Source organism: Vulcanococcus sp. Clear-D1, assembly GCF_014654725.1.
Classification (GTDB): domain Bacteria; phylum Cyanobacteriota; class Cyanobacteriia; order PCC-6307; family Cyanobiaceae; genus Vulcanococcus.
The window spans coordinates 91,829-102,246 of record NZ_JACVZV010000003.1 but is presented as its reverse complement, the minus strand read 5'-3'; the positions used below and the strand labels follow the sequence as shown (position 1 = coordinate 102,246).

At 65.0% G+C, this 10,418-nt stretch carries 14 protein-coding genes and 1 tRNA gene; 1 reads left to right on the top strand and 14 read right to left on the bottom strand.

Going from position 1 to position 10,418, the window contains the following annotated elements; translation table 11 throughout:
* Positions 1-361: 361 nt before the first annotated feature.
* Together H9532_RS01285 and H9532_RS01280 are read right to left on the bottom strand one after the other, a co-directional pair.
* Positions 362-577 carry a phycobilisome linker polypeptide gene (locus H9532_RS01285; protein ID WP_010311802.1) on the bottom strand — a complete coding sequence of 72 codons (216 nt, stop codon included), beginning with the start codon at positions 575-577 and terminating at the stop codon, positions 362-364.
* Between the two features lie 36 nt (positions 578-613).
* On the bottom strand, positions 614-1,459 hold the full coding sequence (locus H9532_RS01280; RefSeq protein ID WP_296364996.1) for a phycobilisome rod-core linker polypeptide: 846 nt from the start codon (positions 1,457-1,459) through the stop codon (positions 614-616).
* Between the two features lie 217 nt (positions 1,460-1,676).
* Here H9532_RS01280 and H9532_RS01275 point away from each other — a divergent pair, with 217 nt between their 5' ends.
* A complete protein-coding gene (locus H9532_RS01275) occupies positions 1,677-2,075 on the top strand; it encodes a hypothetical protein (RefSeq protein WP_296364993.1) in 399 nt (132 codons plus the stop codon).
* A gap of 3 nt (positions 2,076-2,078) precedes the next feature.
* Here H9532_RS01275 and H9532_RS01270 read toward each other — a convergent pair whose 3' ends face one another.
* The 12 genes from H9532_RS01270 to H9532_RS01215 all read right to left on the bottom strand — a co-directional run bounded on the left by H9532_RS01270 (position 2,079) and on the right by H9532_RS01215 (position 10,418).
* Positions 2,079-2,825 (bottom strand): phycobilisome rod-core linker polypeptide, encoded by a 747-nt coding sequence (locus H9532_RS01270; protein WP_296364991.1) that lies wholly within the window; start codon positions 2,823-2,825, stop codon positions 2,079-2,081.
* 106 nt (positions 2,826-2,931) lie between these two features.
* Entirely contained in the window at positions 2,932-3,525 is a 594-nt protein-coding gene (locus tag H9532_RS01265) for a chromophore lyase CpcT/CpeT (RefSeq protein ID WP_296364989.1), read from the bottom strand.
* A 50-nt stretch (positions 3,526-3,575) separates the two neighbouring features.
* Positions 3,576-3,809, bottom strand: a complete 234-nt coding sequence (locus H9532_RS01260; protein WP_296364987.1) for a hypothetical protein — start codon at positions 3,807-3,809, stop codon at positions 3,576-3,578.
* Between the two features lie 38 nt (positions 3,810-3,847).
* Positions 3,848-3,920 (bottom strand) — tRNA-Phe (locus H9532_RS01255).
* A gap of 30 nt (positions 3,921-3,950) precedes the next feature.
* On the bottom strand, positions 3,951-4,607 hold the full coding sequence (locus H9532_RS01250) for a ComF family protein (protein ID WP_296364984.1): 657 nt from the start codon (positions 4,605-4,607) through the stop codon (positions 3,951-3,953).
* 59 nt (positions 4,608-4,666) lie between these two features.
* On the bottom strand, positions 4,667-4,936 hold the full coding sequence (locus tag H9532_RS01245) for a DUF2470 domain-containing protein (protein ID WP_296364982.1): 270 nt from the start codon (positions 4,934-4,936) through the stop codon (positions 4,667-4,669).
* A 155-nt stretch (positions 4,937-5,091) separates the two neighbouring features.
* The gene (locus H9532_RS01240; RefSeq protein WP_296364980.1) at positions 5,092-6,372 is read right to left on the bottom strand and encodes an FGGY-family carbohydrate kinase; all 1,281 of its coding nucleotides are present in this window, start codon (positions 6,370-6,372) and stop codon (positions 5,092-5,094) included.
* Entirely contained in the window at positions 6,362-7,630 is a 1,269-nt protein-coding gene (gene metK / locus H9532_RS01235) for a methionine adenosyltransferase (protein ID WP_296364977.1), read from the bottom strand. Before metK ends, H9532_RS01240 begins: the two co-directional genes overlap by 11 nt.
* A 32-nt stretch (positions 7,631-7,662) precedes the next feature.
* Complete coding sequence (locus H9532_RS01230) at positions 7,663-8,454, bottom strand: HAD-IA family hydrolase (protein ID WP_296364975.1); 792 nt, start codon at positions 8,452-8,454, stop codon at positions 7,663-7,665.
* A 5-nt stretch (positions 8,455-8,459) separates the two neighbouring features.
* Positions 8,460-9,527, bottom strand: coding sequence for a 30S ribosomal protein S1 (locus H9532_RS01225; protein ID WP_296364973.1), 1,068 nt, complete (start codon positions 9,525-9,527; stop codon positions 8,460-8,462).
* A 104-nt stretch (positions 9,528-9,631) separates the two neighbouring features.
* On the bottom strand, positions 9,632-10,126 hold the full coding sequence (gene nrdR / locus H9532_RS01220) for a transcriptional regulator NrdR (protein ID WP_296364971.1): 495 nt from the start codon (positions 10,124-10,126) through the stop codon (positions 9,632-9,634).
* 196 nt (positions 10,127-10,322) lie between these two features.
* Positions 10,323-10,418: a photosystem II reaction center protein T gene (locus H9532_RS01215; RefSeq protein WP_010314684.1), complete on the bottom strand. Its 96-nt coding sequence runs from the start codon at positions 10,416-10,418 to the stop codon at positions 10,323-10,325.

The following is a 10,418-nucleotide window of genomic DNA, read 5'->3' as shown; positions in this document are numbered from 1 at the left end:
TCGAACATTGAGGAGCTCCTGTTCTCGACGTGAGTCGGGGAGGGGGGATGAGGGGCCAAACCGAGGAGCTGGCCGAAACCGCCTCATCGCTTGGCCTGGCCATTGTTGGACAAGCTGATCACCCTCATCAGCAGCGCTTAACAAACGGTCATTCCCAGGGGCAAAGCGACTGCGCTGCAGGGCATCTGGCAGATGAGAAGCCCTGCCTGGACTGGCGCGGGGCGAGGCCTGCGGCCGTTTCTGTCGCCATCGAGACAGCAGGCCCGCTCAACGGGCACAAAAAAGCCCCCTCGCTGGAGGGGGCGGCGGGTTGATGGCACCGTGGAGCGATCACGCGGAGGCGTTGCTCACAGGCGCTGGATCACTCGGCGTCGATGCCGCCTGTGACGTTCACGGCGGTGATCTTGCCGCCCATGCGCTGCACCAGACGCATGGTTTCGTTCATGCGGGTGTAAGGCACGTTCATCACCACATCCGCGGTGCGGGAGTAGTCGTTGTTGGCCAGACCGGTCACAGTGAACGACACCTGGCGGTCATTGCTGAAGCTGGTGCCGCGGTTGCCTGCAGAAACCTTCATCGGAGCTACGGGGGTAACAGGGAGCGAAGGATCCGGTCAGTTGACCGGGGTGATGCTGGCGATCCGGCCGCCTTCGCGGTGGATCTGCTGCTGGTACTCGAGCAGCTTGTTGAAGGGGATGAAGCGCACGCGGTTGCTGCGCTTGTGCAGGCGGTAGTTGTTGAAACCGGTGATCTCCACCCGGAAGGTGCGGCCCTCTTCGCCGGAACCCACGCCCTGGCGGGTCACACCATCGGTGGCCACCTTGCGGAAAACATTGCCCTTGGCGTTGGGGCTCACCACCGGCAACGGCAACTCAGCGTGCACCGACGGGTTGAGGCGTGACTGGTTCTTGGTGATGTCGCCCTTCACGGAAGCGGCAGCACCACGGGCCAGCTGCAGCATGTAAGAGAACTGCAGACCCTGTTGACCGGTGGAGTAGTTCCAGCCGTGCAGGTAAGGCACACCTTCCTCACCGAAGCGCTGCTGATACTCAGCGCTATCGAGATAGGAGTCGATCTCGGCGTCGTAGCCCTGCTCCTGCAGGATCGTGAAGTGGTGCAGCATCTCCGCCTTGTTCTGGGGAGCGCGGCCGAGCAGGTGCTTGAAGTTGAGCTCGATGAACCGGTAGGGATTGGTGCTCTCGAAAAACTTCTTGCGATACAGACCGCTCTTGGCCACCTGACGCACAAACTCACGCACGCTCAGATAGCCGCGCTTGAACAGCGACTCAGGACCCTCCAGCCGCTCGCTGGACATCACGTACTGATTACCGAGAACCTGCTGGTACACGGCACGGATGAGCGCAGCCTTGTCGTCGGAAGAACCGGTCATCCAGTTCTCATTGACGCGATTGTTGGCGTAACGCTCGATGCCCAGATAGGCAGCGTTGGCGAGGGTCATGGGGCTACGGGAAGCGGGCTTGGACGGCTTGCTTGGGAGGGCGTGCCTGGGAGAAGAAGACGCACCGAAACGGCTGCCAGCACAGTTGGCGCCAGAGCCGGATCCTATGGGTGCTGGATGGCATCCTCTGGACGCTTTCAGAATCGTTACAAAACTCAGGTCTGGCCATGCTGGCGAGCATCGGTACCATCCGGCCAGATCCTTTTCGGCCCAAGGCATGTCAGCGAGCGCATCCCCCAGCCATGGAGCGTTGCAACTGCGCCTCGGCGAACAGATGCAGGCCCTCAGCCTGGTGAGCGAAACACTCACCTTGCGCCTGCTCGAACTGGAAGAACGGCTCGCTGCTCTGGAAGGTCAGCTGGAAGGGCTGCAGCAGCAGAGCACCCCTTCCAGCAGCGATTCAGCTGACCTGCTCACCGCCACCGAAGAGCGCATTGCGCGCCTGGAAGATCTCCTCAACGAGCAAAGCGCCCCCAAAGGAGCCACCGTGCACCCACTGCAGCGGCCCGCTCAGCAAGCCACCAATGCACTCGATGGCTTCAGCGAACCGGAGCTCGAGCTGAACCCCTTCCCGGAGGATGAGGAACAGCCCTTCATGGATGAGCTCAGCGCCTGAGGCTCAACCCACAGACCCGGTGCCGAGCATGGCGCCGGCGGAGGTGAGCAGCACCCGCAGCACCTCCAGCGTGCCGATGGCGGCCGTCGCCAGCCAGATGGTCTGCGCCAGCTTGGGGGGCTGACCACCCACCCAAGCGGGCGACATCTGGCCGCCGCTGAACTGGGCACCGCCCCCGGCAAAGGGGTTGGCAGGCGCCCGGCGGGCGCTGATGTCGCGCCAGTAAGCGTTGTAGCGGGGTGCTTTCTGGTTGAAGGGGAGCTGCGGTTTGGCATGGCCCACCAGGACACGGGAACGCTGATAGGGCACGGTTTCCAGACCAAACGCCTCCATGTACTCCTGGGAGCTCAGCAGGGCATCCACAAAACCCTCCAAACCCTTGTTGGCGATCACGATCGACCAGGCGATGCGCTCTTGGTCGCCATGCACGTCGCGGCCGAGCACACGGCCCACGATCTGCTCCACCACCTGATAGTTGCTGTTGCAGCGATAGAACCCCTCGCGGAACTTGCGCGAGAGCAGCAGACCGCGCACAAACTCACGGGCGGTGAGATCGCCGTTGCGGAATTGCATCTCCAGCATCGGCTCACGATCCACCTTGAAGGCGTGGAAGAAGATCTGGCGATAAGCACGCTCGATCTGCTCTTCCACATCCACCTGGGTGCGTGGCGCTTCATCGGTGCCGATGGAGAAGTTGTTCACCCGGCTGTTCTGGGTGATCGGCTTGGTGGCCAGCAGCGGGAGTGCCATGGCGGGAGAAAAAACCAGCGGCGAAGCTATCGATGGCACGCCGCCAAAGTTCTGAGCCCCTTACACAGCTTTACCTCACTCGAGCGCTGTGCTGAAGCCCGTCGGTTCAGGCCGCCAGCCACTCGGCCGGCAGCTCGTGGCTGTAATCGTCGGTGCGCTCAAACTCAAACGGCCCCGCCAGCGAACCCCACAGCTGCTCATGGGTAGCGGGATCGTGGCCGCGATCGATCGTGCGCATGCCGCGGCCGCTGAGCTCAAAGCTGCTCACCAGATAGGACAGCGCCCCCTTGCGCTCCACCATGCAGCGGCAGCCCGGCTCCACTTCCCCAATAAAGCCATCGGCGGTTTCACGCACCACATAGGCGCAGCCCTCCAAGGGCTTGAGATCTGCGGCGCTGATCAAGGCGCGTTGGCCGGGATCATCCACAGCTCCCCAGAACCGCTGCTCATCGTGGATCGCCTGGTTGGTGATCCACAGCTCACCACCGCGCTGCTCGGCCTTCAGCACCCGCAAGCGATAGGGAGCAGCTGGATTGATGGCGTACGACTGATCGAGCAGCAGCGAGCCGGGCTCCAACTGAGGGAGCGGCCGGAACTTCACCAGGATGTGGGCGTAGAGCGGTGGGTTGTCGAAGGCCTGCTGCTGGTTGCTGAAACCAGCGCTCAACTGGCGCAGCAGACGAGCGAGAGGGGAGGACATCGCCGAGACGGTGAATGGCCGGATCCTATGGGGAGCGCCCCGGAGCCCCGTTAGAGCCCCAGCAAACGGATGCGGAAATCAGCCACCTGATCGGCCATGGCTGGCTGGCTGAGCATGAAGGGGTGATCCGCGCAGGCTTCAAGCGCCAAGCGCTTCTTCTCCTCAGCACTCAACCCAGCGACCTTGGACTGCGTGAGCTGCTGCCAGGCGGTATCGAACACCATGGCAAAGCTGTCGGCGTTGTCGAACAACTGGCCCGGCTTGTCCTGAAACGGAATGGGCATAGTGGGTGAATGAGGCTGGCAGGCCTCATTTTTTTCAATGCCAGGACCCAGATTTGAACTGGGGACACGGCGATTTTCAATCGCCTGCTCTACCAACTGAGCTATCCCGGCCCGTCGCCGTGGCGACTTGCGGATACTAGATCACCGAGGGGTGGCCGCAGGCGTTCTGGCCAGGGCGAGCAGGCCCTGCACCGAATGGCCGGCCGCCTGCAGCGCCTGGGCTGCGCTGCAGGCGGTAGCGCCTGTGGTGAGGATGTCGTCCACCAGCCAGAGGGGCCGGGCCGGCTGCTCTGCGCAGGCCTGAGCCGTGAAAGCGCCCTGGAGATTGCGGGCGCGCAGGCTGCGGCCCAGGTGGTGCTGGCCCAGGGTGGGGCGGCTGCGATGCAGCAGCTGGGGCGCCAGCTGGGTCTGTCCCGCGGAGGCGGCCACCAGTGCCCGCGCCAACAACAGTGGCAAGGGATTACCGGCGCGCTTCCAGCTGGATACCGGCACGAGCAACGCTCCAGCCACCGCCGAGGCACAACAGCCATGCAGGCGCGTGGCCAGGGCCGCGATCAAGGCTGGATCCGGTGTGGGGCGCTGACGCAGCAGCAGAGCACGCAGCCGGCCGCGGTAGGGAGCCAGCGCACACCAGAGCAGCGGCTGATCACCCTGCACACCCCCTTCCGGCAGGGCCAGCTCCTCCTGGCAGCGCTCACAGAGGGCAGCGGCGCTGCTGCGCTCACAGGCGTCGTCGCAGGCGCAGCAGCGGGCTGCACTGATCAGATCGAGGCTCTGGCGCCAGAGGGTGGACCACATCGCCGCGCGACTGCTACTGAACGCAGCATTCCCCGCGGAGCAGCTGCGGCCCCTCTCCCTCAGGCCTGAGGCATCGAGCGCAGCATCGCCACCAGGGTGCGGTGGGCGTCTTCGCTGTCGCTGAGGGTGTGATCAAAGGCCACATCGAGCCGCTGGCCATCCACCTCCAGTTCCATCGCTTCTGGGCGCACCGCCACCATGCGGGCCTGCTGGGGAGCCTCCACACCGCCGTAGTGGCGCGCGTAGGCCAGCACAGCCTCGGCGTGGTCGTCGTTCATGTGCTTGCAGATGCGCTCGCTGACGGCGCTGGTGAGGGGATCGGCGGCCATGGGCGACGTAGGGGTGGAGCAGGGCCCGATTCTGGGGGCTCAGGCCACACCGAAGCGCTGCCACAGCAACAAGGCCAAGCGCACACCGGAAAAGGCCACGTAGCCGGCGAGCACCACGAACAGCGCCATGGCCAACCAGTCGCGCAGGCGAGCGTTCATCGAGCAGTGACGGCGGAGAGGGCCAGTCTGGCCATACCCAGGGCCGCCGTGCACTGCGGGCGGTTGATCACGGGGCGCCCCAGGAGGCGCTGGCGCAGGGCCCGCCACTGCGGATTGCGGGCACCGCCTCCCAGGCTGATCACCCGCTGCACGGGCGGCGCCCCCAACTGCTCGAGCCGTTGCCAGCCGGCCCGTTCGATCTCCGCCAGGCCCTCCAGCAGAGCCTGCAGATAAAGGGCATCGCTCACCGGCCGGGGCTCCAGCTGCGGTTCGAGCCGCGGATCATCGATCGGGAAGCGCTCCCCGACGCGGGGCAGAGGCCGCAGCGCCAATCCGCTGCTGCGGCGCGGATCGATCTGGCGGCTGAGCTCCACCAGCTGCTCATCGCTGAAAAAGCGGCGGAGCACACCGGCGCCGGCATTCGACGCCCCACCCACCAGCCAGCGACCCGCCACCCGCTGACAGCTGAGTCCAGGGCCCTGCAGCGGCCGATCGCTGAATTGCTTGAGCACCAAGGTGGTGCCCAGCACCGCGGCGCCATCACCGGCCTGCAAATCGGCCGCCAGCACCGCCGCACTGGCATCGGTACTGCCCGCCACCACCGTGCACGCCGCCGGAAGGCCAAGCGCAGCCGCCGCTTCGCCCCCCAAGCGCCCCAATGGTTCACCAGACGGGCAGATCTCTGGCAACGCCGTGCTCCAGGGCTGATCCGCAAGGCGCCCCATCCAACGGCGCTGGTGCTGATCCCAGCCCAGGCGCAGGTTGTTGCCCTCCTCACCCCAGCGCCAGTTGCCGAGGAGCCAACCCATCAGCCAGTCGGCCTGATGGCGCAGCAGCCAGGGGCCTGGCTCCGCAGCGGCGCCGGCCTGATCCAACAGGTGAAGGGCGCGGGCCAGGCTGCCGCTGGCGCTGGCAGCGGGGGTGTGAGCGCCAGCTTCTCCCACCAGCGCTGCGGCTGTCTCAGCCCGCTCCGGGCAGGCCTGGTGATACGGGAGAGCCGCAGCAAGCAGCCCGGAAGCAAGGCTGCCATCGCTGCGGCAGAGCAGCAGGGTGCCTGAGGTGCCATCCACGGCCATCGCCACCACCGCGCTGCGCAGATCAGCGGGGAGCTGATGGCAGAGGCTCTGCAGGCCCTGCTGCCAGCCGCGCGGATCGGTGAACGCAGCGGGATAAGCCGAATCGTGTGAGGCCAACAGCTGGCCAGCGGCGTTCACCACCGCCAGCCGCAGTCCACTGGTGCCCAGGTCAACACCCAGGCCTAGGCCGTCAGGCCGCAACGCGGCTGGCGGTGGCCTGCTTCAACGTGGCTGCGATCGCCTGCACATTTTCCCAAGGGAGGTTGAGGTCGCTGCGGCCGAAATGGCCGTAGGCGGCCACATCTTGATAGAAGCGCCCGCCGCGCTGCTGGGGCAGCTGGCGCAGGCCGAAGGTTTCGATGATGGCGCCAGGGCGCAGGTCGAAGTGCTCCTGCACCAGGGCGGTGAGGTCGGCGTTGCTGATGGCGCCGGTGCCAAAGCTCTCCACCAGGATGCTCACGGGCTTGGCCACACCGATGGCATAGCTGAGCTGCACCTCGGCCTTGCGCGCCAGGCCAGCGGCCACCAAGGCTTTGGCCACATAACGGGCGGCGTAGGCGGCGGAACGATCCACCTTGGTGGGGTCTTTGCCGGAGAAGGCGCCGCCGCCGTGACGGGCATAGCCGCCGTAGGTATCCACGATGATCTTGCGGCCTGTGAGGCCGGCATCGCCCTGGGGGCCGCCCACCACGAATTTGCCGGTGGGGTTCACCAGGAAGCGGGTGGTCTCTTTCGAGGGCTTGAGGCTGAGATCGGAGGTGGCGGGCTCCACCACATGGCTCCACAGGTCGGCGGCAATGCGCTCGCGCAGGGCCTTCTCTTCGGAGATGCCGTCGATTTCAGCGGTGTGCTGGGTGGAGATCAGGATCGTGTCGATCGCCACGGGCTGATCGTTCTCGTACACCACGCTCACCTGGGTCTTGCCGTCCGGCAGCAGGTAGCCCAGGGTTCCGTTGTGGCGCACTTCCGCCAGGCGGCGTGCCAGGCGGTGGGCCAGGCTGATCGGAAGCGGCATCAGCTCCGGCGTTTCATCGCAGGCGTAGCCGAACATGATCCCCTGATCGCCCGCACCCACCAGATCGAGGGGGTCGCCGGCGTGGTCGTCGGCCTCATTCACCCCTTGGGCGATATCGGGCGACTGCTGATCCAGAGCCACCAGCACCGCGCAGCTGTTGGCATCGAAGCCACCGGCGCGGGCACCGCTGTAGCCGATCTGCTCGATCACACCGCGCACCAGGGTGTTGAAGTCCACCCGGGCGGTGGTGGTCACTTCGCCGGTGATCAGGCACAGGCCTGTATTCACAACGGTTTCGCAGGCCACCCGAGAGGCCGGATCCTGAGCCAGCAGTGCATCCAGCACCGCATCGCTCACCTGATCACAGATCTTGTCGGGATGACCTTCAGTCACCGACTCTGAGGTGAACACGTAGCGCGATGGCGCCCCGGTGGTGCTGCTCATTCGCTCAGCGGGCCTGCAAATAGCCCACCACCCTAGGGGCTAGCCAGGCTGAGCTCACTCCAGTGGTGAATCAGCGGGTGGGGCTCGGCCAAGGGCGGCGGCGTACTCCAGGCCGCGGTGTAACCCAGGGCGAGCTGATGCGGAATCCCAGCCGCCACCGCCATGCGCAGATCGCTGTTGGCATCACCGATCAAGGCACACCGCCCTGCCGCCACACCGAGCTGCTCACAGAGGCCATGCACGGCAGCGGGATCAGGTTTTCGCGGACGATGTTCAGCGCTCCAGAGGCCAGCAAACAAGGTCTCCAGGCCGTGGCTGGCCAAGAAGTGCTCGATGCCGGCCATGTCGTCGTTGCTGATCACAGCGCAGACCACGCCCGCCGCCCGCAGCTGCTCGAGCCAGGGGCGCAGGCCATCCGTGGTGATGCTGGTGTGGCCGACGGCCTCCTGGCTGCGGCGCGCATCCTGCTGATCGGCCTCGGCAAACACGCGCTCACTGAGCGCTAGGGCCTCAGGCCAACCCATCCCCACCTGCACCAGAGCTGTGGCGGTGGCGATCAGGTTGTGATCACGACTGGCCACGGCGGTGATTCCCGCCGGGCAGATCGCCGCGGCACGGAGGCCATAGGCCCGCTCCAGCAACTGCTGGAGCTCGGGCAACCCGGTGGCAGGCAAGACCGCGGCAGCCTGCTCCAGGCAAAGAAAAACCCTGGCCGTAGCCAGGGTGAGGAGCTGAGGCTCGCTGATGCTGAGGGTGCCGTCCTTGTCGAACAGCACCGCATCCACATCGCCCAGGGTCGTGCCGCGCAGTTGCAGGCACACCATGGGGATCAGTCGAGGGTGACGCCCATGGGCTCGTTGTCTTCGGCCTGCTCGAGCAGCATCTGCTTGTAGCGGGCAGCCATTTCCTCGGCCTTCTCAAACACCTTCTGGGGGTCGGTGAGCATGTCGCCGGGCTCGGGCTCGAGGGCCTTGGTGGAGAGGGAGATCCGACCACGCTCGGCATCGAGGTCGATGATCATCACCTTCATCTGGTCGTTCACATTGAGCACCGTGTGCGGTGTCTCGATGTGCTCGTGGCTGATCTCAGAGATGTGCAGCAGGCCACTCACACCGCCGATGTCGATGAAGGCGCCGTAGGGCTTGATGCCGCGAACGGTACCGATCACCACTTCGCCCACCTCGAGGCGGTTCATCTTGCGCTCCACCAGAGCGCGGCGATGGCTGAGCACTAGGCGGTTGCGCTCTTCGTCCACCTCAAGGAACTTGAGGGGCAGGAAGTCGGCAACGAGCTCTTCCTTGGGCTTGCGGGTGCTGATGTGGCTGCCGGGGATGAAGCCGCGCAGACCTTCCACGCGCACCAGAGCACCACCGCGGTTGGTGGCGAACACTTCGCTGTAGATGGTGGCGTCTTCCTTCTGGAGCTGACGCACGCGCTCCCAGGCGCGCTGGTATTCGATGCGGCGGATCGAGAGGGTGAGCTGACCGTCTTCGTTCTCCTCGCTGAGGATGAAGAACTCACGCTCTTCACCGGGCTCGAGCACATCGCTAATGCTCTCCACCCGGTTGATCGACACCTCCTGCATGGGCATGAAGGCGGCGGTCTTGGCGCCAATGTCGATCATCGAGCCCTTCGGCTCAATGGCGAACACGGTGCCCTTCACTACGTCGCCGGGCTTGAAGTTGTAGTCGTACTTGCTCAGCAGCGACGCGAACTCATCCAGGGTGAAGCCCACAGCGTCGAGATCACGGCCGGCGTTGCGGCTGCTGGAGTCATCGGCGCTGGGTACCTCTTCCGGAATGCCGAGGTCGAGATCGGCAGCCGCTTCAGCGGCGAAATCCTGTTCCACGGCGAGCTCTTGCTCGCTGGTGGTGAGATCGGAAGGGGTCACGGTCATGGAGAGTCGGCGGCCTGCCTGTGGCAGTACGAGAGAGCCTCTGTCGCCGCCCGCCAGCGGGCTCAGAGGAATCTCACACTATACAAACGGCTGAGACGCCCTTCTCAGCCCACAGCCGCCAGCCGCTTGCCAGAGCCGCGGCGACCCGAGGCCCCCTTCAAGCCCTCGAGCGTGGCGACGAAATCGCCCACGCTCTGGAACTGGCGATACACCGAAGCAAACCGCACGTAAGCCACGTCGCTCATCTCGGCCAGTTGCAGCAACACCAACTCACCGATTTCACCGCTGCTCACCTCGCGGCCGCTGCGACCTTGCAGCTGCAGCTCCAGCTCATCCACCACGGTTTCCAGACGGCTCGGTTCCAGCCCTGTTTTTTCACAGGCCCGGATCAAGCCATGCAGCAACTTGCTGCGGTTAAAGGCTTCACGGCTGCCATTGCGCTTCACCACCGTGATCGGCACGGTTTCCACGCGCTCATAGGTGGTGAAACGAAATTCACAATGCAAACATTCACGGCGGCGACGCACACTGCGGCCGGAATCAGCTGAACGCGATTCGAGAACGCGGCTGTCGGTGTGCTGGCACGAAGGGCACTGCATGGCCCGAAAGTCCGCCGGAAATGTGAAGCAAGTGTAGACAGTCTTCGTCCACTTGAGAAGGGAGATGTGGCCAGGGATTTCCTTCTGTGATCCAGCCAAAGCCGCTCCAGGCGGTGAGACTGAGCGCCAACAGTGAAAGCAGACAACAAAAACCCCTGCCGGAGCAGGGGTTGATGGTGCTCCTGGCGGAGCTGGATCACTTGCCGATCTTCGGGGGATCGCGGAAGGCGATGGCAAAGAACAGCGTGGAGATCGCCAGGGCCAGGATCAGGATGTAAGCGAAGCTTTCCAT

Coding starts and splice junctions, on each gene's coding strand:
- H9532_RS01250 (WP_296364984.1), bottom strand. CDS start 4,607: ATGTGGTCCACCCTCTGGCGCCAGAGCCTCGATCTGATCAGTGCAGCC.
- H9532_RS01260 (WP_296364987.1), bottom strand. CDS start 3,809: ATGCCCATTCCGTTTCAGGACAAGCCGGGCCAGTTGTTCGACAACGCC.
- H9532_RS01225 (WP_296364973.1), bottom strand. CDS start 9,527: ATGACCGTGACCCCTTCCGATCTCACCACCAGCGAGCAAGAGCTCGCC.
- H9532_RS01215 (WP_010314684.1), bottom strand. CDS start 10,418: ATGGAAAGCTTCGCTTACATCCTGATCCTGGCCCTGGCGATCTCCACG.
- nrdR (WP_296364971.1), bottom strand. CDS start 10,126: ATGCAGTGCCCTTCGTGCCAGCACACCGACAGCCGCGTTCTCGAATCG.
- metK (WP_296364977.1), bottom strand. CDS start 7,630: ATGAGCAGCACCACCGGGGCGCCATCGCGCTACGTGTTCACCTCAGAG.
- H9532_RS01245 (WP_296364982.1), bottom strand. CDS start 4,936: ATGGCCGCCGATCCCCTCACCAGCGCCGTCAGCGAGCGCATCTGCAAG.
- H9532_RS01285 (WP_010311802.1), bottom strand. CDS start 577: ATGAAGGTTTCTGCAGGCAACCGCGGCACCAGCTTCAGCAATGACCGC.
- H9532_RS01275 (WP_296364993.1), top strand. CDS start 1,677: ATGTCAGCGAGCGCATCCCCCAGCCATGGAGCGTTGCAACTGCGCCTC.
- H9532_RS01280 (WP_296364996.1), bottom strand. CDS start 1,459: ATGACCCTCGCCAACGCTGCCTATCTGGGCATCGAGCGTTACGCCAAC.
- H9532_RS01270 (WP_296364991.1), bottom strand. CDS start 2,825: ATGGCACTCCCGCTGCTGGCCACCAAGCCGATCACCCAGAACAGCCGG.
- H9532_RS01230 (WP_296364975.1), bottom strand. CDS start 8,454: ATGGTGTGCCTGCAACTGCGCGGCACGACCCTGGGCGATGTGGATGCG.
- H9532_RS01265 (WP_296364989.1), bottom strand. CDS start 3,525: ATGTCCTCCCCTCTCGCTCGTCTGCTGCGCCAGTTGAGCGCTGGTTTC.